This window comes from Nonomuraea sp. NPDC003707 (assembly GCF_053587055.1).
The window spans coordinates 43,511-62,715 of the sequence record NZ_JBSFNK010000038.1; the positions used below are offsets into that span (position 1 = coordinate 43,511).

Sequence of the window (19,205 nt, forward strand, 5' to 3'; positions counted from 1 at the left end):
CCGCCGCGAGGCTGATTCCCACAACGGCGACGAGCGTCCCTGCGAGAATACGCACTGCTCTGGACCTGCTCTTCATCCACTTTCCTTTCCAATTGTCGGATGTGGGTCTGGGGGGGTGCGACTGGATTGCGGATGCCGGGAGCGCTAGGAGAGAAGCCCCTGCGTCTCGGTGAGCGCGGAGTACGAGTCGCTGCCGCGATACACGAACTCGTGCACGACGGCGTCCTGGTTCTCAGCGAGGAGTCCGACGAATCGTCCGGTGAAACCGCCGGCCACCTCGGTGGAGAGGTATCTGCCGTCGATGCGGCCGAGGTCACGCCACTCACGCCCGTCGAAAACGCGCGCGACGATGAGATCCGGGCCGCGCCGCGGAGTACCCTCGCGTTCAGGCGACGGTTCCGTCCGCAGCTCGATCGTCGAGGTGCCGTCCGCGATCAGTTCGCCGAGTTCTATCGGCATGTCGCCGATCGTCGCCACTGCGCGCACCGACTGGGAGCCGACCTGCACGCTCACGCGGTGGTGCGGGTCGATCCGAAGCTCCAACCCGGCGCCCGGCCCGACCTTCGCACGCGTACTGGTGAACAGGTGCTCCTGCCGCCGCCCGACGAAAGCGTTCTCCCCGAGATGCCATCGCCCGCCCTCGATGCGGAGGAGGTCGGGCGGGAGACCCGACGGTGAGACGAACGACAGCGGGATGCCATCGGCGGTGAGTGCTTCGACGAGCACCTCGTCGCGGTCCGGCTCGATGGCGGCGCCGACGCGGGGCCAGCCGTCCTCCCATGAGAGCCGGGTGGCGAAGGTCTCACGCCCGAGAACGTGCCAGGCGGGCGTCGAGCCTCGTGGCCGCGTGCCGAGGAAGACGATCGCCCACGACCCGTCGGCGAGTTCGACCAAATCGGCGTGACCCGTGCTCTGCGTCGGCCGATCCGTTCCCCGAGCCGTCAGGATGGGGTTGAAAGGGCAGGGCTCGAAGGGGCCGTCCGGCGACGAGGAACGCGCCACGGTGACGGCATGCCCGCGCTCGGTGCCGCCCTCGGCGATCACCAGGTACCAGAAGCCGTCCTTCTTGTGGAGATGCGGGCCTTCTGGGAACTGGCCTCCGGTGCCACGCCAGACGACCGCCGGCTCCGAGAGCAGCGATCCGGTCACGGGGTCGAGCTGCGCCTGGAGGATGCCCTGCTGTCCGGCGGGCAGCTCGCCCGACCATGACAACCAGCAGCGTCCGTCGTCGTCCCAGGCGAGATCGGGGTCGATGCCGTGGGCGTCCGTTATGCGCAGCGGGTCCGACCAGGGGCCGGCTGGGTCTTCGGCCGTGACCAGCAGCTGGCCGGGTCCGTTCGTGACGTTGGTGGTGATCATCCAGAAACGGCCGTCGTGGTGGCGCAGCGTCGGCGCGTAGATGCCGCCGGACGGTCTGGCGTTCACCCGCTCAAGCTGTTCCGGGCGGTCCAGCACGTGTCCGATCTGCGGCCATCGACGTAGATCGCCGGAGCTGAAGAGGGGAACGCCGGGGGCGTACTCGAAACTGGACGTGACGAGGTAGTACGTGGAGCCGACGCGGCAGATGGACGGGTCCGGATGGAACCCGGGAATGATCGGCGTTTCGGGGATCATCCCTTCACCCCTCCGGTCGCGAGCCCGGACTGCCAGTACCGCTGCAGGAAGATGAACGACGCGATGAGCGGCAGGACGGAGACGAAGGACCCGGTCAGCACGGTGGAGAACAGCACCTGGGCGCCGCCTCCCGCGGACGCGGTGCCCTGCCACTGGGCCAGGCCGACCGTCACCGGGAACAGCGACGGCGTGTTCAGCATGATCAGCGGCAGGAAGTAGTTGTTCCAGGTGGCCACCAGTTGGAACAGCAGGACGGTGACGATGCCCGGGGCGAGCAACCGCAGCCCGATGGTGAAGAAGATCCGGAACTCTCCGGCGCCGTCGACGCGAGCGGCCTCCAGGAGGCTGTCGTCCACGGCGTCGGCCGCGTAGACGCGCATCAGGTACACGCCGAACGGGCTGACGAGCGAGGGCAGGATGATCGCCCACACGGTGTCCGTCAGATTGGCCGCCGCGAACAGCAGGTAGGTCGGCAGCGCGAGGGCGGTGAGCGGCACCATGATGGAGCCGAGGATCACCGAGAACACCGCCGTGCCGCCGCGGAAGCGGTACTTCGCCAGCGCGTAACCGGCCGCGGTCGCGAGCATCGCCGCGCCGACCGAGCTGATCACGGCGTACATGACGGTGTTGAGCATCCACTGCCAGAAGACGCCGCCCTGGAAGGTGAACAGGCTTCCGATGTTGTCGAAGAACTCGAAGTTCTTTCCGAACCACAGCCCGAACGTCGCGAACAGATCGCTGTTGTCCTTGGTCGTGGAGATCGTCAACCAGAGCAGCGGAACGAGGAAGTAGACGACCGAGATCCAGACGAAGAGCGTCAGCAGGGTGCTTCTGCGCCTGTCCCGTGCTACGCCTCCACGGCGCTTCGGCGGGCGGGCGACGGGCGCGGCCTCGGTGGCGAGGGGTGTGGTGGTGGTCATCGGTTTCGCTCCCTTCGGCTGGAGGCCGTCTGGACCACGAAGGAAACGATCATGATGATGATGCCCAGGAGGAAGGCGATGGCTGCCGCGTAGTTCACTTCCTGGTGCTTGAAGGCGACGTTGTAGGCGTACAGGTTGGGGGTGAAGTCCGTCCCGATCGCGTTGGGCGCGATGTTGAACAGCAGGTTCGGCTCGTTGAAGAGCTGGAAGGATCCGATGATCGAGAAGATGATCGTGAGGAGGATCGCGGGCCGGATGGCCGGGAGTTTGATGCTCCACGCGATGCGCCACTGCCCCGCCCCGTCGATCTCCGCCGCCTCGTAGAGATCCGTCGGTATCGAGCGGAGGGCGGCATAGAGAACGATCATGTTGTAGCCGATGAACTCCCACCAGACGACGTTCATGGTCGAACCCAGCACGTTCTGCGGCGAGAGCAGGTTGGGCGCCTGCACCCCGAGGCCTTCGAAGATCTGGGTGATGAGGCCGAAGTCGGCCCCGTAGAGATAGCCCCACATCAGCGCGGCGACCACGCTCGGGATCGCGTAGGGGACGAAGATGAGCAGGCGGGCGGCCTTGCCGCCGCGGACCCGTCCGCTGTCCAGTGCCAGAGCGAAGAAGATCGACGCGACCAGCCCGATCGGCACCTGGATGAGGAGGAACAGGGTCACGCGCCTGAGGCCCGCCCAGAAGCTCGGGTCCTCCAGTGCCCGCGCGTAGTTGGCGAACCCACTGAAGACCTCACCCCCCACGAGCTGGGAGGTGAAGAGGCTGATGTACGCGGAGTACACCAGCGGCACGATGAACATCGCCGCGAAGACGAGAAGGAACGGGATGACGAGCAGCCACGCGGCTCGTGTCTGCCCGCGCCGGAGAGAGAAGGCTTTCCGGCGCATGGGGAGTGAGGCCATGGATTCTCCAGGGGACTGGCCCGGGCGATAACACCGGGCCGGTCGGATCGATTACTTGACGGTGAAGCCCTGCCGCTTCGCGTAGGACGCCAGATCGTCCTGCCACTGCGAGAGCCCGGCCACGAGGTCTCCCTTCACGGAGATCGCCTTGCCCAGCGTGTCGTTGAAGCTGGTGTTGGCGTAGTCCATGAAAGGCAGCCACGCGAAGTCCTTGTCGACCGTCTTCGACACGTCGGAGAAGAACTGGTTGACCTTCTGCCCGCCGTAGAACTCGCTGGCCTGCCCGGTGAACTTCGGGTCCTCGAGGGTGGCCTTCTTGGTCGGGAAGAGGAACTGCTCGTTGGCGAGCTTCAGCGTGGACTCGGGGTCGTGGTTGATGAACCTCGCCAGCTGGTACGCCGCGATCGGGTTCTGCGACGAGGCGAGCACGGCGTTCGACGACCCACCCCAGTTGCCGGAGACGTCCTGGCCGGCCTGCCACTGAGGGATCTTCCCGGCGCGCCACTTCCCGGCGGTGTCCTTCGCGGTTCCCTGCAGGAACACCGGCCCCCACGCGGCCACGGGCCAGCTCGCGTACTTGTCGCGGGACAGGCCCTGGTAGAACTCGTCGGTGAAGTCGGCGTCCGTCGACACCAGGTCCTTCTTGATCAGGTCCTGCCAGTACGACATGACCTTCTTCTCGACGTCGCCGGTGAGGTCGATCCCGACGGTCTTGTCGCCGTCGTAGGAGAAGGGCTTGGCGCCGGCCTGCCAGAACAGGCTGATGATCTGAGGCATGTCGTTGCCCGGCAGGTTGGTGATGTACGCCCCGGTCTTCGACTTCACCTGCTCGGCCGCCTTCGCGAAGTCGTCCCAGGTCGCCGGGGCGCCGTCGAGTCCGGCCTTGCGGAAGAGATCGTCGCGGTACAGGGTGCCGAGGGGCCCGGAGTCCTGGGGGATCGCCCAGACGCCCTTGGAGTCGGCTACCTGGTTCCAGACCCAGTCGACGTAGTCACCGGCGAGTTCCTTGCCGCCGTAAGGCGTCAGGTCGAGCAGGCTGTTGGTCTGCTTGAAGGAGCCGATGTAGTCGTAACCGATCTGGGTGACGTCGGGCGCTCCCTTGCCGGCCTTCAACGCCGCGCGCACCTTGGTGTAGCTGCGGGTCGCGTCCGTGGTGTTGACGAGGTTGACCTTGATCTTCGGGTACTTCTTCTCGAAGAGATCGACCTCCTTCTGGAGGTCGGGCAGCCATGCCCAGAGGGTGAGCGTGGTCGGGGTGTTCATCGCCTTGTCGATGTCCGCCTGCGTGACGTTCTTGATCTGCTTGTCGCCCGAGCCGGAGCCGGAGCCGGAGCCGGAGCCGGAGCAGCCGGTGAGCGCCAACGCGGCCGTGACCACCAGTGCTCCCAGCGCCCCCGCTGTCTTACGTGCAGGCATCATGGGCCTCTTTCGTGAAAGGGTTCGAGCTACTCGGGCGAGCAGCCGGTGGCCTCGAGCAGCAACGCGGCGCGCCGCTCGAGTGGAATGTGGACGCCGAGCTCCCAGGCCTCGCCGGTGACGACGTCACGAACGGCATACGGCACCGTGACCTGCGTCGGCTCGGCGGACCAGTTGGAGACGAACGCCAGGCGGCGCCCGTTCGCCTCGCCGGTGGCGACCGTGACGGAGGTGCTCGCCCCCCATGCGGTTGTCGCTCGATGGGCAACCAGCCAGCGCGCGAGGCTGCGCGACAGCGGCGGGTTGGGCACGGTGGCCACGTAGGTGACCCGTCCCGCCTCGAAGGGACGGGTCGAGATCGCGGCCTGCGCGCCGAGCTCCGTCCGGTCGAACTCGGCAAGGACTTCGGCATCGCCGACGCGAAGGACCTCCACCCACGCGGTGGCCGCGGAGCCCTCTTCCAGCTTGAGACCGCTGGTGGAGCGGACAGTGAGCGGCGTGTCGATGTTGCTGTACTCGTCGTAGCTGGTGCCCGCCGCGTCCGCGAGAAAGGCGGGAGCGACCGCCGGCCGCGCGCGAACGAGCTCGTCGGCGTACCCGGTGCGGATGCCCACGACGAGATGCCCTCCGGACGCCGCGTACGCCCGAAGATGCTGGAGCGTCTCATCGTCGGCGACGTAGATCGCGGGGGCGACGATGACCGGATACCGGGCGACGAGCTCCTCGACCGGCGTCGCGACGAACTGGCGCGTGTGCTTGACCCGGACCTGCGCGCCCGCCTCGAACAGTCCGCGGTAGAAGGCGTCGAAGATGTTGAGGTAGGCCGCCGTATCAGGGCCGCCGCCCGGCAGCGGCAGCGGCGGATGTGCCTCGAACGACCACTTGGTGTCCGTGGAGTACAGGAGGAGAACGTCGGCGTCCGGCACGTACGCGTCCAGCGCCGGTCCGATCGCCTGCAACGCGGCCCCGAGCTCTGCCACCTCCCGGTAGATGCGCCCCGGCTGCTGGCTGTGCGGCAGGACGCCGCCCCAGTACGTCTCGGCGCCGAAGTGCAGCGTGTGCCAGTGCCAGTACGCCACCATCCGAGCCCCACGGGCCAGGAGCGCGAACGCCGCCTGCTTGATCTGCCCGGGGTACGGGGGGTGGTTCTGCCACGGGTCGCCGACGGACTGGGCGTTGGTCTCGGTGACGAGGAACTGCGTCTGGGCCGACGAGTAGGCCCGGTCTCCCCACTGGAAGAGCGCCCACACCCCGGTGTGCCACCACAGCACTTCCCGCGGCACGTCCACGCCGGCCTCGAGCCCGTCCTGCATCTTGTAGTACGCGTTGCCGGCGACCACGTCGAGGGACGCGACCAGCTCGTCATCGGAGACCTGCGGCCGTGGATAGGAGATGCATGTCGTGACGAACTGGTCCTCGCGCGCGTACTCCCGGACCACGTCGGCCTGCCAGCCGATGAGCTCGGTGGCGAGCGTCGACTGGAAGCGGCGCCACTCGATCTGGTACTGCGGAGTGGTGTTCGCGTCGGGCCGCCACAGGTCCGCCCAGTCCGAGAGCCGGTGCGACCAGTAGACGAGCCCCCACTCCCGGTTGAGGTTCTCGACATCCCCGTAGCGGGCCTTGAGCCAGTTCACGAAGCGCTGGAAGGTGTGCTCGTTGTGCGGGAGATGCAGGCCCGGCTCGTTGTCCACCTGGAAGCCGATCACCGCGGGATGATCGGCGTACCGGCTGACGACCTTGCGGACGACGCGCTCGGCGTAGAAGCGGTACGCCGGGTGGCTCTGGTCCATCTCCTGCCGGGCGCCCCACCCGTTGCGGACGCCGGTCTTCGACTCGGCGGCGATCTCGGGGTGAAGGCGCTGCAGCCACGGCGGCACGGCATAGGTGGGAGTGCCGAGGATGACCGCGATTCCTCGTGCGTGGGCGGCATCGAGCACAGGCTGCAGCCAGTCGAGGTCGAACTCTCCTTCGCGGGGCTCCCACGTGGACCACACCGACTCCCCCACGCGGATGACGCTGAACCCCGCCGCACGCATCAGGTCGAGATCGCGTTCGAGCGTGCCTTCCGGCTGGTACTCGGCGTAGTACGCAGCGCCGAAGAGCACGCCCGAGAAGGTGGGATTGGCGGTCATAAGAAACTCTGTCCCCTAAATGTTGTCGACAACATTGCGGTGAGGCTACGGAGTCGGGAATCGAGAACGCAAGCCCGTACCCCGAACTTGTTACCGAGCCGAAGCATGGAGGCGGCCTCGTGAGCTGGGCATCACTCAGGCCGGCGACGTGAAGTCACCAGGGCGGGCACGTGCGCACCCCGTGACGGGACGCCATCCGCGGGCGTTACCTGACCCGCGCTGTGGAGCTCCGAACGATCAGGTCGGGGCTGTACTGCTCATCACCGGCGCCGCTCATCGGGTCGGCGTCCGGCGCCGAAGTGTCCGGCGAGATCCGGTCGATCAATTGAGCCGCGAGGCGGGCGCCCTCTTCCACGAAGTCCAGGCGCACCGTGGTCAACGCCGGCCGCACGAAACGACCTTCTTCGAGATCGTCTATCCCGATGACACTGAGCTCCTCGGGAACTGCCCGGCCGTCGTCCAGGACGGCGGCCATCACGCCGATCGCCATCGCGTCGTTGGCCGCCGCCACCGCCGTCACGGCTTGCTCGCTCGCACCCAAACCTTGCCATGCTCGGTAGCCGGACTCAGCAGACCAGTCCCCTTCCCCGACCCACACGACGTCGCCACCCGCGTCTTCGACGGCAGCGATGAATCCTGCCGCTCTATCGCGTGCCGCGAACCAACCGTCGGGACCGCTCACGTACCCGATCCGCCGGTGCCCAAGCTCGAGAAGGTGTTCGGCTGCTCTCCTGCCGACGAGTTGACCGACCAGTACACCGCTCACCGGGTCGACGATCTGAGCATCGATGACCATGGGAACCTCGACAACGCGACGCCGCAGCCCTTCCAGCACGACGTCCGTCTGCGCGGTGGCCAGGATTCCCGCTACCTGATGTTCGATCGCGAGATCGATGGCAGCGTCGACCGATTCCGGATTCTCGCCGTCGACGGCGATGATGTCGCTGACGTATCCCCGCTTCTGGACCATCTCCGTGACACCCCGGACGATCAGAGCCGGGCCGCCCTGGCCGATCCTGTCCGTTAGGACCGCTATGCGGTTCGACCTGCGCAGACGGAGTTGCCGCGCAGCCGGATTCGGGCGGTACTGGAGTCGCGCGAGGGCCGCTTCCACTCGCTTTCGCGTGCCCTCGCGTATTCCCTCGTATCCCTGGAGGTAGCGAGTGACCGTCTGGTGCGACACTCCCGCTTCTCGGGCGACGTCGTAGATCGTGGGAGCCTTCATGGTTCCTTCATACAGTGCCCAGGACCAGAACACCGCAACGATAGCCGGTGCTCACAAGGCCCCTCGACAACAGTTGAGGTTGACCGCACGTGCGGTTGGGTAGCCGATGTTGTCGACAACATCACTGTGGCATCTCGGGGGCCTTCAAGTTCGAGGCGGACGGCGGCGGCCTTGCCCAGGCCGCTGACGCCACCGGTGATGAGCGCGGTGCGCATGAGGAGGTCCTTTCAGTGGGACTCGCGCGGCACGTGGTGGCCGCTGGAGCCGACGAGGAAGTCGAGGTCGGCGCCGGTGTTGGCCTGCTGGACGGTCTCGACGTAGAGGCGCTGCCAGCCCCGCTCGGGGCGGGCGAACGCGGCGGTCATCTCCGGGGACGGCTCGCGGGCGGCCAGTTCGTCGTCGGGGACGTCGAGCTCCAGCCGCCCGGCCGGGACGTCGAGGATGATCGTGTCGCCGGTGCGGACAAGGCCGAGGGGCCCGCCGGCGGCGGCCTCGGGGGCGACGTGCAGCACGACAGTGCCGTAGGCGGTGCCGCTCATCCGGCCGTCGCAGATGCGCACCATGTCGCGCACGCCCTGGGCGAGCAGCTTGGGCGGCAGCGGCATGTTCGACACCTCCGGCATGCCGGGATACCCCTTGGGCCCGCAGCCGCGCAGGACCAGCACCGAGTCCGGGGTGACGTCGAGGTCGTCGAGGCGGGCATGCAGGTCCTCGATCGAGTCGAACACGACGGCGGGGCCGCGGTGCTGGAGCAGGTGCGGCGAGGCGGCGGCGGGCTTGATCACGGCGCCGTCGGGGGCGAGGTTGCCGTACAGGATCGCGATCCCGGCGTCCTGCTGCAGCGGCTGCCGCCGGGAGCGGATCACGTGGCGGTCGTGGACCTTGGCGTCGGAGAGGTAGTCGATCAGGGGGCGGCCGGTGACGGTCATCGCGGCCGGGTCGAGCAGGTCGCGCACCTCCTTCAGCACCGCGTGCAGGCCGCCGGCCCGGTAGAGGTCCTCCATCAGGTGGCGGCCGGCGGGCTGCAGGTCCACCAGGAGGGGGACCCCGGAGCCGGTGCGGCCGAAGTCATCCTGGGTCAGCCCGACGCCGAGCCGGCCGGCGATGGCCAGCAGGTGGACGACGGCGTTGGTGGAGCCGCCGAGCGCGGCCAGCGCGACGATGGCGTTGAGGAACGAGCCGCGCGTCATCACGTCAGACGGGCGGCGACCGTCGGCGATCATCTCGACGATCAGGCGGCCGGTCTCGTGCGCGCCTTCGAGCAGGCGGCTGTCGGGAGCCGGGGTGCCGGCCAGGCCGGGCAGCGTCATGCCGAGCACCTCGGCGAGCAGGCCCATGGTGGAGGCGGTGCCCATCGTGTTGCAGTGCCCCTTGCTGCGGATCATCGACGACTCCGAGCGCAGGAAGTCGGCCTGCGACAGCGTCCCGGCGCGGACCTCCTCGCTGAGCTTCCACACGTCGGTGCCGCAGCCGAGCTGCGCGCCCCGGAAGGTGCCGGTGAGCATCGGCCCGCCGGGCACCACCACCGCAGGCAGGTCCACCGAGGAGGCGGCCATCAGCAGTGCGGGAATCGTCTTGTCGCAACCGCCCAGCAGCACCACGCCGTCGATCGGGTTGGCCCGCAGCATCTCCTCGATCGCCATGGCCGCCATGTTGCGCCAGAGCATCGCGGTGGGCCGCACGTTCGTCTCTCCCAGCGACACCACCGGCAGGTTCAGCGGCACGCCGCCCGCCTCCCAGATGCCGTGCTTGACGTGCTCAGCGACCTCGTTCAGGTGCATGTTGCAGGGGGTGAGGTCGGAGGCGGTGTTGGCGATCGCGATGTGCGGGCCGCCGTCGAACGCGTCCGGCGGCAGCCCGCGCCGCATCCACGCCCGATGGATGTAGGCGTTGCGGTCGCTACCGGCGTACCACTGAGCGCTTCGACTCCTCACCATGAGATCATCCTTTCCATTATTTGGAACTTCGCTCCGGATTATGGAACTCGGAGGGAGAATAGCCCATACGTCACTCGACAGATATCCGCCTCGAGGAGGAACTTCCGTTTTTTGGAATAATGGTCTGATGTTCGGAACATGTCCGAGCTGACCGACGAGCCCAGGCTCGTCGGGTCCGACCGCGTGCTGGCGGTGCTCAGCGAGCCGGCCCACCATCCCGCCACCGTCGGCCTCGGCGAGACCGCCGCCGTCCTGGCCGGACGCCGGCCGACCAGCGCCGGGCCTCGGAGGGAGCCGTTCGTTCGCCGCGTTTCCCCGGCGACCTCAGATCGCCTGGGTGGTGCGCCGCACGACCAGGCGTGGGGTGAGAACTTCGTTGCGTGCCTCGGACCGGCCGCGGATGCGTTCCAGCAGCAGCCGGCCGGCGGTCGCGCCCATCTCGTGGCCGGACTGATCCACGCTGGTCAGCGAGATCGGCATGAGAGCGCCGGTGGGTGAGTTGTCGTAGCCGACCACCGACAGTTCGTCGGGGATCCGGACCCCGGCCTCCCAGCAGGCGGCGAGCACCCCGAGAGCGGCGACGTCCGCGCCGGCGAAGATCGCTGTCGGGCGCGGATAGGACTCCAGGAGGCGCCGGCCGACGGCCCGGCCTCCTTCGTGGCTCCAGTCACCTTCGATGAGGGTGACTTCGCCGTCGAACCGGCCCGCGTCGACGCCTTCGTCGGTTTCGACGCCCACGACCGGCGGCTGGAGGGCTCTTTCGAGGTGACGGGTGCTGCCCGTGTCCTCAGGAGCGCCGACCGGTCGTTCCTGTCCGAGGCGACGATCGCCGATGTCTGACGGCTCCACCACTCCGATCGTGCCGGGCTTCTACCCGGATCCCAAGGTTGTCCGGTGTGGTGTCGATGAGTCGCTCCGCCATCGGCACCATCGACTTACGCCGCCCGTCCAGCATCAGCCCCCGCAGGTACAGCCCGCCGTGGGCCCGCTGTCATGCGGGGGCCGGCTCGCCGGTACGACCAGGCCGGTCTCGTACGCGACGACCACCGCCTGGGCACGGCTGCTCAGGCCGAGTTTACCCATCAGGCGCTTGACGTGGGTCTTGACCGTGGCCTCGCTGAGAGTGAGGCGGTTGGCGATCTGGGCGTTGGACAGGCCGTTGCCGACGAGGCGGAGCACTTCGGTCTCCCGGGCGGTGAGGGTGGACAGTTCGGCCGTCCCCACGGAGGTGGTGCGGTGGTGGTGGGCGTAGGTGTCGACGAGTTGCTGCGTGATCCGGGGGGTGATGAGGATGTCGCCCGCCACCACCGTATGCACGGCCGCGATGATCCGGTCCGGCGGGGTGTCCTTGAGCAGGAACCCGGACGCGCCCTCGCCGAGCGCGGTGTAAACGTACTCCGGCAGGTCGAACGTCGTCAGGACGATCACGTGCGGCGGCTCGGGCGCGGCGAGGATGCGCCGGGTGGCGGCGATCCCGTCGAGCACCGGCATCTTGATGTCCATCAGCACCACGTCCGGGCGGGCCGAGGCGGTCAGGGTGACGGCCTGCTCGCCGTCGGCCGCCTCGCCCGCGACCTCCAGGCCCGGAGCCGCGTTCACCAGCGCGATGAGCCCGGCCCGGATCAGCGCCTGGTCGTCGGCGATGAGCACGCGGATCGTCATGGCACGTCCGCCATCGGCAGCCGGGCGACGACGTGGAACCCGCCCTCCTCGGCGGGGCCGGCGGTGAGCACGCCCCCGTACAGCTCGGCCCGTTCGCGCATGCCGCGGATGCCGTGCGACCCTGAGACGTTGACCGGCTCCCGGTGGCCGGGATGGCCGTCGTCGCTGACCCGCAGGGTGAGCGTGCGTTCGCCGTAGCCGACTTCGACGCGGGCACTGGCCGGGCCGGCGTGCTTGAGCGCGTTGGTCAGCGATTCCTGCAGGATGCGGTACGCGCACAGGTCCGTGCCGGGCGGCAGCGGCCGGGGGGCGCCGATGATCACGACCTCGACCGGCAGGCCGGCGGTACGGGTGCGGTCGACGAGTTCGCCGAGCAACGCGAGACCGGGTTGTGGTGACACGTCCAGTTCGCCGCTCGGGTCCACCCGCAGCACGTCCAGCAGCCGGCGCATCTCGATGAGCGCCTCGCGGGTCGCGTCGCTGACGGTGGTGATCGCGGTCCGCGCGGTCGGCAGATCGGTGTCGAGCACGTATCCGGCGACGCCCGCCTGCAACGAGATCACGGACATGTGGTGCGCAACCACGTCGTGCAGTTCGCGGGCGATGCGCACCCGCTCGTTCGCCGCCGCGCGGGTCGCCTCCTCCGCCAGCCTTCGCGTACGTTCGCCCCAGCGCCGCGTACTGTCCGCGAGCACCCACGCGCCGGCGACCAGCAGGTTGTCCTGGAAGAAGTCAGGCCACTGGAACGGACCGGGTCTGGTGGCGTAGGACAGCACGATCAGCGCGACCGTGCCGAGCACGGCGGCGGCCGCGACGGGCCGGGGCCGCAGTGTCGTCACGGTGAACAGCCCGACGATGAGGCCCATGCCGGCATTGGGGAACATGCCGTAGCCGACCAGGATGTAGACCGCGAGCGCGGCGCCGATGATCACCATGGTCAGCACCGGCGTGACCTGGCGGAGCGCGACCGGGGCCGCGGTGAGCACCGCGAGCACGTAGGCGGGCAGGGGCGCGGTGATGTGCCAGGCCATGGTGGCGATGGTGATCGCGATCAGCACGGCGGCGAGCAGGATGTCGCCGAGTGCCGGTTTCATGGTCATCACCATGTGAACACCGTAATCGGGCGGGGCTCGCGGTGTCGCGCACCAAACGGGGTATCCCGTTCTACCCCCTGTGGGGTAGCCGAAGTTGCCGTCGTGGAGCGACGACGCGGGCTGCCGCGCGCGCCTAGGTTCGGGCGTGCCGGTTCGTACGGCGACTCCGACTACGTGAGGAAGTGCCGATGGATGTGTCCGCCGCGGTGGTTCACTCGTTCGACCACCCGCCCCGCTACGAGCCGTTCGATCTGCCCGTGCCGGCCGACGAGGACGAGGTGGTCCTCGACGTGCTCGCGGTCGGCCTGCACCCCCGGGTACGCAGCGGGGCCGCCGGCCGGCACTACACCAGCACCGGCAAGCTGCCGATGGTCCCCGGCGTGGACGGCGTCGGCCGGCTCCCGGACGGCCGGCTGGTCTACTTCGTGGCCGATGACGAACTGACCGGTCCGATGGCCACCCGCACCGTGGTCGACGTCCGCCGGTGCGTCCCGCTTCCGGATGATGTGGACGTGGTCAAGGTGGCCGCCGCGATGAACCCGGCCATGTCGTCGTGGATGGCGCTGCGCCGCCGGGTGCCGATCCGGCCCGGCCAGTCGGTGCTGGTGCTGGGCGCCACCGGCAATGCCGGGCAGATGGCCGTCCAGGTGGCCAAGCGGCTCGGGGCCGGGCGGGTGGTCGGCGCCGGGCGCGACCCCGGCCGGCTGGCCCTGCTGCCCGAGCTCGGCGCGGACGCCGCGGTCGCCCTCACCGACGCCGCACTGGCCGAGGCCGCCGCCGAAGTGGACCTCGTCCTCGACTACCTGTGGGGCGAACCGGCCGCCTCGGTAATCCCGGCGCTGCTGTGGGCGCGCTCCGATCGCGGCCGGGAGCTGAACTGGATCCAGATCGGCGCGGTGGCCGGTCCGACCGTCGAGGTGCCGTCGGTGGCGTTGCGCTCGGCCAACTTCCGGTTGCAGGGCAGCGGCCAGGGCGCGGTGTCGGCCCGGGCCTACCTGGAGGAGTTGCCCGAGCTGGTGGACGAGATCGACCAGGGACGGATCGCGGTCAGCGCCCGGATCGTCCCGCTGGCCGAGGTGGAATCGGCGTGGACCGCCCCAGAACGGCCCGGCGTCCGGACCGTGCTGGTCACCGAGGAGGTGTGAACCATGCTTGAGGTGATCATTTCCGGGGCGGGCCCCACCGGGCTGGTGCTGGCCATCGAGCTGGCCCGGCGCGGCGTGGACTTCCTGCTGGTGGACAAGGCGGCGCGGCCGTTCGCCGGGTCGCGGGGCAAGGGCATCCAGCCGCGCACCCTGGAGGTGTTCGAAGACCTGGGGGTGCTGGATCGGATGGTCGCCGCCGGCGGCCCGTACCCGCCGCAACGCCTGTACGCCGAGGACGGGCCGATCGACCGGCGGATCATGGAGCACCAGGAGCCGACCCCGGCTGAGCCGTACCGGGATGGGCTGATGCTGCCGCAGTTCCGCGCTGAGACCATCCTGCGCGAGCGGCTGGCCGAGCTCGGACACGCCGTACGCTATGACCACGAACTGCTTGGCTTCGACCACGACGACAGCGGGGTGGTCGCGCGGATCGGCGAGGCGACGGTGCTCGCCCGCTACCTGGTCGGCGCCGACGGCGGGTCCAGCGTGGTCCGCAAGACGCTCGGAATCGGCTATCCGGGACGCTCCCTCGACATCCGGGCGTTCGTGGCAGATGTGCGCGCCGACGGCCTGCCCGCCGACGTCTGGCACACCTGGAACGAGGGCACCCTACGGCAGATCGCGATGTGCCCGCTGGCCGGCACCGAGCTGTTCCAGTGCCAGGGCGGCCTGCCGCTGGAGGGCGAGGTGGACCTGTCGGCCGCCGGGCTGACCGCGATGCTGGCCGACCGTACCGGAGACAGCGGCATCGTGGTGCGGGAGGTGGGGTGGGCGTCGGTGTACATGATGGGCGCCCGGCTGGCCGACGCCTACCGCAGCGGGCGCGTCTTCCTGGCCGGGGACGCGGCGCACGTGCACCCGCCGACCGGCGGCCAGGGGCTGAACACCAGCATCCAGGACGCCTACAATCTGGCCTGGAAACTGGCCGCGGTGCTGCGCGGGGCGCCTGAGGCGATGCTCGACTCGTACGAGGCCGAGCGGCGGCCGATCGCCGAATCGGTGCTCGGGCTGACCACCCGGCTGCTGGACGAGGCCGAGCGCCGCGCGATGCGCCGCGGACGCGAGGCCCACCAGCTGGACCTCGGCTACCCGCTGTCGCCGCTGACCGGCCCCGGCCCGATGGCCGGCTACCGGGCACCCGACGCCCCGCTCACCGGCGCCGCCGGCCGGCCGGTGCGGCTGTTCCAGCTACTGGCCCACCCATGCTGGACCCTCATCGGATACGAGGTGCCGGACGTCCCGGCCCCGCGCGCCGGGCTGAGCATCCACACCACCGGCAAGCGCGGTGACCTCGTCGACGACGGCGGCCACCTGCGCCAGGCGTACGACCTGTCACCCGGCGACTGGGTGCTCATCCGGCCGGACGGCTACATCGCCCTGACCAGCACCGATCCCGCCGACATCGAGACCTACCTGGACCAGACCGGCCTGCGCCGGTCGCAGAGCTGAAAGAGGCCGATCATGTCCGCACAGACCCGAAAAGAACACCGTCAGGTACGACGCGCCGCCGAGTTGCGCCGCGCCGAAGCCCAGCGGGAAGTGCACCGCTTCGGCCGCGAGACCCGCCGTGCCGGCAAGACGAGCCTGATCCTGGTCCGGGCCAGACTGGCCGAGCTGAGTGCCCGGAGCTTGACCAAGCTGGCCGCCCGCCTGCGCGGACCGTCCTGAGCTACGGAAGACACCCTCGATGTCCTTCGACCACACAGACGACCACACCGCACCGCACGGCGGTACGGCGATCCCGGGCGCGAACCCGGATGGACACATGCTAGGCCCCGACGACGGATCCACGACCTGGTTCGCCGGCGCGCTCATCACCTTCCGGGCCAAGGCGGCCGACACCCGTGGCGTGCTGTCGTTCTTCCAGTGCGACGTGCCGTACGGGTGGCAGGCGCCGGTGAGAGCGAACTGTTCCACATCACCGAGGGTGAATGGGAGGTCTTCGTCAACAACACCGTGCACCTGGTCACCCCCGGCTGCACGGTGTGGATCCCGCAGAGCACCTCGCACTCCAACTTCGTACGGTCCAAACGCGGCCGAGGGTCCTGACCATGGGAGAGGACGCGTTCGTGGCCGACGCGGCAAGCGCCGCCGCGAGCGACCCCGTCAGCGGCCGGTGGATGGTCAGCCCCGGTTTCGAGAACCATCCGGCGTACCGGGTGACCTGGATCGGCGCCGCCACGGCGCCCGCCTGCCGCAGCTGGCCGAGATGACCCGACTTGTGGCTGGGGCGCAGGCCACCAACACCGACCATGCCGTGGGCGACACCGTATCGGTCGTTCAGGACGACGTACCAGCTGGTGCCATCCACCACCTGCTCGGCAACGTACAGGTGCGGTGCCTCGACGGGCCTGATCCGGCCGACGGGCCCAAAGGCGCGGGTGGAATCTCGACAAGGTCGGCATGTTCGGCCACTCCTTTGGCGGCTTCGCCGCCGCTGAGGCCATGCTGGACGATCAGCGGATCGACGCGGGTGTGAACATGGACGGCCATCTCTTCACCGACCTCGGGGAAGTCGCGGAACGCGGCCTTGACCACGCGGTCTTCCTGTTCGGCAGGCAGGAGGTCAAGCCGGGCAAGACCGTGGAGCACGCTGGCTCCAAGATGTACGCAACCGCTTCCAGAAGATGCACGCTACTGTTCCCAGCATTTGACACCTCCACCAAGATGGCCGCGGCGCCGGCAACGGTTCCCGGATGGCCGGCCCGATATCCTGCGCGAAGTATGGACTGGAGGTTCCGGTCGGCGGCGGAGGCCCAACAGTAATGATCACCGGAGTCACCAGGGGGCCCGCAGCATGACCGGCACCACGGAGGCCGTTGGCGGGTCGGCTGCAGTCGACAATGCAGCACGAAGTGTCACGCGCCCGTTCTACGTATACGCCGTGCTCGCCAACACGCTGTTCCAGCGCGGCGTATTCGTCCTCTTCCTTCAGCAGCGAGGCTTCTCCGCCGAGCAAGTGGCCCTACTGCAGACACTGCTCTACCTGGTCAGCGGACTTGCGGAGTTGCCGACGGGGGTCATCGCCGACCGAATCGGCAGGCGTGCCAGCATCGTGATCGGCCAGCTGCTGATAGCTGGATGTCTGCTCGGCCAGGGGACGTTCTCCAACTACTGGGTGTTCCTGGCGCTGTTCATCGGGCAGGGCGTGGGCATGGCATGTGTGTCCGGTTCGGACACCGCCCTGCTGTACGACCTGCTCGTGCGTCGTGGTGCAACGGCCAGCTACGTCAAGATCAAGTCCCGGTTCACCATGCTCGGGACGGTCACCTCGGGAGCCGCCATCGTCCTCGGCGGCCAACTGCAGCAGATCTCCTGGGGAGTCGTCTACGTCGGTTCGGCGGCGTGCCTCGCCCTGGCCGTGGTGGTGCTGATGTCACGGGTGCCCGAGATCCGCGGCGCGGACGCGGTGGACGAGCAGGACGGAGCCGAGGAGGAGCATGGCGACGCCACAGCATGGCGGGCGATGCTTCGGGTCGCCACGCCGGCGCTCGTGACGCTTGTCGTGGTGTCCGGATTGATGCATGCGACTTTGACGCCGTACATCATCTTTACGCAGAAGACCCTCTCCGATCAGGGAGCGGGCACCGCATTGGTCAGCGTGGTCATATCGGCGGGATTCTTCGCCGGCGGGCTCACCCCGCTGCTGTCGGACCGCGCGGACCGGCGCATCGGGTATCGGGTCATAGTCCCGGTGTCCCTCCTGACGCTCGCCGCGGCGCTCGGCCTGAGCGGCCTCGGCCTTGTCTGGGTCACCATCGCCGCGTTCCTGGCCCTGGTCGGGATTCCCGAGATCACCGCCGTGATCGTGGACAACGTGTTCAACGAGGCCGTGCCGTCGCGCCACCGGGCGAGCCTGCTGTCGATGATCGCATTCGTGGAGTCGGCCCTCATCGGCATCGGCTATCTCGTCCTCGGCGCGCTCATGGACGGGCTGGGCTCCGGTGTGGGCATGGCCACCTACGCCGCGGTCCCCCTGCTGGCATGTCTCCTGTGGCTCCCGGTGCTCTTCCGAGGGGCGCGGGTGACCACCGAGATCGAGAAGCCCGCCGACCAAAAGGCATCCTGAAACAGACCATCTCGAGGACTCCGCCCTGGCCCACCTGCCGTCGGGGAAGTTCACCGCGAACGCGGCCTGGCTGACCCTGGCCGCCACCTCCTACAACCTCACCCGCCCAGCCGGGCATCTCGCCGTTGCCACCTCCTGCGCAGCCGCGCGGCGCGGTGGCTGGGCGTCACCGGACGTGGCAGTTGTAGATCGTTATTCATGTGATCGCGGCTGCTGTCTGGTTCCATTGGCGGTGGCAGGCAGTTGCGCGGTGCTGGTGGCGACGCCGCCATCGCGACCAGTGCAGGACGTGATCGATGTCAGTGAGATGGCGCAGGCGGGTGTAGGCGCACCGGCGTAGGAGTTTGGCCAGCTCACGGCAGCCAACGGGGACCGTTCGAGGCCGGTGACGACGGCGGGTAACACATGGGCGATCATGCTGATCAGGCTCCAGCGGTGCCAGGAGGCCCAGGTGGTGACCTGCCCAGCATCCAGCCCGGTCAGGCCCTTGGCAGCCTGGAAATCCTCCTCGATGCGCCACCTGCGACACTGCGCTGCCGAAGATTTCATCCATGCAGTTCAAGCGGCGTGTGAGTACTCGTGGAGGACTCCGCCGAGCCGGTCTCGCCGGCGGATGGTCAAGCTCGCGATTCGCTCAGGATCAGTGACCGGATCCGGGACAAGACGCAGCGGGGCGGCTTGGGCGAGAGCGATGAGCTCGGTGCCGTTGTAGAACTGTTCGTACTCGCGCAGGGCGTGCCGCAGATGGCGTTCGTTCCACAGCAGGCAGCGGTCGAGAAGCTCGCAGCGGCACGACTGCACCAACCGCTCCATGACCGGGTTGGCCTGCGGAGCGCGAGGTGGTGTCTTGATGATGCGGGCGCCTCCGGCCGTGAAGACTTCGTCGAACATCGTGGTAGACGTCGTATCCGATCGCGAATAAGGAATTTGAACCCCTCCGCCCTGTCCCCCAGCTCGATCATCAGGTTGACCTAGCCCACCGATCCGGAGCCTCCGCCCGGCACCCGTCTCGCGACTCATGGGTACGATCAGCAGCCGGTCTCCCGCCGATACTGAGACACCTACCTGCGGCTCCCAGGGCCC

At 68.7% G+C, this 19,205-nt stretch carries 19 protein-coding genes and 1 pseudogene; 7 read left to right on the forward strand and 13 right to left on the reverse strand.

Translation table 11 applies throughout. From position 1 onward, the window contains the following. Positions 1–144: 144 nt before the first annotated feature. The 11 genes and pseudogenes from ACWDRB_RS54775 to ACWDRB_RS54825 all read right to left on the reverse strand — a co-directional run bounded on the left by ACWDRB_RS54775 (position 145) and on the right by ACWDRB_RS54825 (position 12,908). Positions 145–1,614, reverse strand: a complete 1,470-nt coding sequence (locus ACWDRB_RS54775; protein ID WP_449908532.1) for a family 43 glycosylhydrolase — start codon at positions 1,612–1,614, stop codon at positions 145–147. Next, complete coding sequence (locus ACWDRB_RS54780; RefSeq protein ID WP_449908534.1) at positions 1,611–2,534, reverse strand: carbohydrate ABC transporter permease; 924 nt, start codon at positions 2,532–2,534, stop codon at positions 1,611–1,613. The genes ACWDRB_RS54775 and ACWDRB_RS54780 overlap by 4 nt, the downstream gene beginning before the upstream one ends. After that, entirely contained in the window at positions 2,531–3,442 is a 912-nt protein-coding gene (locus tag ACWDRB_RS54785; protein ID WP_449908535.1) for a carbohydrate ABC transporter permease, read from the reverse strand. Before ACWDRB_RS54785 ends, ACWDRB_RS54780 begins: the two co-directional genes overlap by 4 nt. Before the next feature lie 51 nt (positions 3,443–3,493). Then, positions 3,494–4,861 carry an ABC transporter substrate-binding protein gene (locus ACWDRB_RS54790; protein WP_449908537.1) on the reverse strand — a complete coding sequence of 456 codons (1,368 nt, stop codon included), beginning with the start codon at positions 4,859–4,861 and terminating at the stop codon, positions 3,494–3,496. Positions 4,862–4,887: 26 nt separating this feature from the next. Continuing rightward, positions 4,888–6,990: a beta-galactosidase gene (locus tag ACWDRB_RS54795; RefSeq protein WP_449908539.1), complete on the reverse strand. Its 2,103-nt coding sequence runs from the start codon at positions 6,988–6,990 to the stop codon at positions 4,888–4,890. A 205-nt stretch (positions 6,991–7,195) separates the two neighbouring features. Further along, positions 7,196–8,215, reverse strand: coding sequence for a LacI family DNA-binding transcriptional regulator (locus ACWDRB_RS54800; protein ID WP_449908541.1), 1,020 nt, complete (start codon positions 8,213–8,215; stop codon positions 7,196–7,198). Positions 8,216–8,442: 227 nt separating this feature from the next. Beyond that, positions 8,443–10,152, reverse strand: a complete 1,710-nt coding sequence (locus ACWDRB_RS54805) for an IlvD/Edd family dehydratase (RefSeq protein ID WP_449908543.1) — start codon at positions 10,150–10,152, stop codon at positions 8,443–8,445. A 324-nt stretch (positions 10,153–10,476) separates the two neighbouring features. Then, entirely contained in the window at positions 10,477–11,001 is a 525-nt protein-coding gene (locus ACWDRB_RS54810; RefSeq protein ID WP_449908545.1) for a LacI family DNA-binding transcriptional regulator, read from the reverse strand. 34 nt (positions 11,002–11,035) lie between these two features. After that, positions 11,036–11,143, reverse strand: a pseudogene (locus tag ACWDRB_RS54815) (transposase); the annotation flags it as partial. Next, complete coding sequence (locus tag ACWDRB_RS54820) at positions 11,107–11,814, reverse strand: response regulator transcription factor (RefSeq protein WP_355202248.1); 708 nt, start codon at positions 11,812–11,814, stop codon at positions 11,107–11,109. The gene ACWDRB_RS54820 and the pseudogene ACWDRB_RS54815, both read right to left, overlap by 37 nt. Beyond that, entirely contained in the window at positions 11,811–12,908 is a 1,098-nt protein-coding gene (locus tag ACWDRB_RS54825) for a sensor histidine kinase (RefSeq protein ID WP_449908547.1), read from the reverse strand. The genes ACWDRB_RS54820 and ACWDRB_RS54825 overlap by 4 nt, the downstream gene beginning before the upstream one ends. Before the next feature lie 188 nt (positions 12,909–13,096). Between ACWDRB_RS54825 and ACWDRB_RS54830 the strand changes: the two genes are divergently transcribed. The 7 genes from ACWDRB_RS54830 (at position 13,097) to ACWDRB_RS54860 (ending at position 18,122) form a co-directional block, all read left to right on the forward strand. Beyond that, the gene (locus tag ACWDRB_RS54830) at positions 13,097–14,053 is read left to right on the forward strand and encodes a quinone oxidoreductase family protein (RefSeq protein WP_449908549.1); all 957 of its coding nucleotides are present in this window, start codon (positions 13,097–13,099) and stop codon (positions 14,051–14,053) included. Positions 14,054–14,056: 3 nt separating this feature from the next. Beyond that, on the forward strand, positions 14,057–15,502 hold the full coding sequence (locus ACWDRB_RS54835) for an FAD-dependent oxidoreductase (protein ID WP_449908551.1): 1,446 nt from the start codon (positions 14,057–14,059) through the stop codon (positions 15,500–15,502). Between the two features lie 12 nt (positions 15,503–15,514). Further along, positions 15,515–15,721: a hypothetical protein gene (locus ACWDRB_RS54840; RefSeq protein WP_449908552.1), complete on the forward strand. Its 207-nt coding sequence runs from the start codon at positions 15,515–15,517 to the stop codon at positions 15,719–15,721. Positions 15,722–15,919: 198 nt separating this feature from the next. Beyond that, complete coding sequence (locus ACWDRB_RS54845; RefSeq protein WP_449908554.1) at positions 15,920–16,102, forward strand: hypothetical protein; 183 nt, start codon at positions 15,920–15,922, stop codon at positions 16,100–16,102. A 2-nt stretch (positions 16,103–16,104) separates the two neighbouring features. Continuing rightward, complete coding sequence (locus ACWDRB_RS54850) at positions 16,105–16,266, forward strand: hypothetical protein (protein WP_449908556.1); 162 nt, start codon at positions 16,105–16,107, stop codon at positions 16,264–16,266. A 190-nt stretch (positions 16,267–16,456) separates the two neighbouring features. Next, positions 16,457–16,819: a hypothetical protein gene (locus ACWDRB_RS54855; protein WP_449908557.1), complete on the forward strand. Its 363-nt coding sequence runs from the start codon at positions 16,457–16,459 to the stop codon at positions 16,817–16,819. A 31-nt stretch (positions 16,820–16,850) separates the two neighbouring features. After that, the gene (locus ACWDRB_RS54860; RefSeq protein WP_449908559.1) at positions 16,851–18,122 is read left to right on the forward strand and encodes an MFS transporter; all 1,272 of its coding nucleotides are present in this window, start codon (positions 16,851–16,853) and stop codon (positions 18,120–18,122) included. A 192-nt stretch (positions 18,123–18,314) separates the two neighbouring features. On the opposite strand, the gene ACWDRB_RS54865 is transcribed toward ACWDRB_RS54860, so the two are convergent. Together ACWDRB_RS54865 and ACWDRB_RS54870 are read right to left on the reverse strand one after the other, a co-directional pair. Continuing rightward, positions 18,315–18,671 (reverse strand): hypothetical protein, encoded by a 357-nt coding sequence (locus tag ACWDRB_RS54865; protein ID WP_449908560.1) that lies wholly within the window; start codon positions 18,669–18,671, stop codon positions 18,315–18,317. Between the two features lie 9 nt (positions 18,672–18,680). Continuing rightward, entirely contained in the window at positions 18,681–19,013 is a 333-nt protein-coding gene (locus ACWDRB_RS54870; RefSeq protein WP_449908562.1) for a hypothetical protein, read from the reverse strand. Between the last annotated feature and the right edge of the window lie 192 nt (positions 19,014–19,205).

What these genes read in the sequence shown, in the direction of transcription:
- ACWDRB_RS54825 (WP_449908547.1), bottom strand. Translation starts at nt 12,908, where the DNA reads ATGAAACCGGCACTCGGCGACATCCTGCTCGCCGCCGTGCTGATCGCG.
- ACWDRB_RS54775 (WP_449908532.1), bottom strand. Translation starts at nt 1,614, where the DNA reads ATGATCCCCGAAACGCCGATCATTCCCGGGTTCCATCCGGACCCGTCC.
- ACWDRB_RS54855 (WP_449908557.1), top strand. Translation starts at nt 16,457, where the DNA reads ATGTTCGGCCACTCCTTTGGCGGCTTCGCCGCCGCTGAGGCCATGCTG.
- ACWDRB_RS54870 (WP_449908562.1), bottom strand. Translation starts at nt 19,013, where the DNA reads ATGTTCGACGAAGTCTTCACGGCCGGAGGCGCCCGCATCATCAAGACA.
- ACWDRB_RS54800 (WP_449908541.1), bottom strand. Translation starts at nt 8,215, where the DNA reads ATGAAGGCTCCCACGATCTACGACGTCGCCCGAGAAGCGGGAGTGTCG.
- ACWDRB_RS54795 (WP_449908539.1), bottom strand. Translation starts at nt 6,990, where the DNA reads ATGACCGCCAATCCCACCTTCTCGGGCGTGCTCTTCGGCGCTGCGTAC.
- ACWDRB_RS54835 (WP_449908551.1), top strand. Translation starts at nt 14,057, where the DNA reads ATGCTTGAGGTGATCATTTCCGGGGCGGGCCCCACCGGGCTGGTGCTG.
- ACWDRB_RS54840 (WP_449908552.1), top strand. Translation starts at nt 15,515, where the DNA reads ATGTCCGCACAGACCCGAAAAGAACACCGTCAGGTACGACGCGCCGCC.
- ACWDRB_RS54790 (WP_449908537.1), bottom strand. Translation starts at nt 4,861, where the DNA reads ATGATGCCTGCACGTAAGACAGCGGGGGCGCTGGGAGCACTGGTGGTC.
- ACWDRB_RS54860 (WP_449908559.1), top strand. Translation starts at nt 16,851, where the DNA reads ATGACCGGCACCACGGAGGCCGTTGGCGGGTCGGCTGCAGTCGACAAT.
- ACWDRB_RS54865 (WP_449908560.1), bottom strand. Translation starts at nt 18,671, where the DNA reads ATGAAATCTTCGGCAGCGCAGTGTCGCAGGTGGCGCATCGAGGAGGAT.
- ACWDRB_RS54820 (WP_355202248.1), bottom strand. Translation starts at nt 11,814, where the DNA reads ATGACGATCCGCGTGCTCATCGCCGACGACCAGGCGCTGATCCGGGCC.
- ACWDRB_RS54850 (WP_449908556.1), top strand. Translation starts at nt 16,105, where the DNA reads ATGGGAGAGGACGCGTTCGTGGCCGACGCGGCAAGCGCCGCCGCGAGC.
- ACWDRB_RS54785 (WP_449908535.1), bottom strand. Translation starts at nt 3,442, where the DNA reads ATGGCCTCACTCCCCATGCGCCGGAAAGCCTTCTCTCTCCGGCGCGGG.
- ACWDRB_RS54780 (WP_449908534.1), bottom strand. Translation starts at nt 2,534, where the DNA reads ATGACCACCACCACACCCCTCGCCACCGAGGCCGCGCCCGTCGCCCGC.
- ACWDRB_RS54830 (WP_449908549.1), top strand. Translation starts at nt 13,097, where the DNA reads ATGGATGTGTCCGCCGCGGTGGTTCACTCGTTCGACCACCCGCCCCGC.
- ACWDRB_RS54805 (WP_449908543.1), bottom strand. Translation starts at nt 10,152, where the DNA reads ATGGTGAGGAGTCGAAGCGCTCAGTGGTACGCCGGTAGCGACCGCAAC.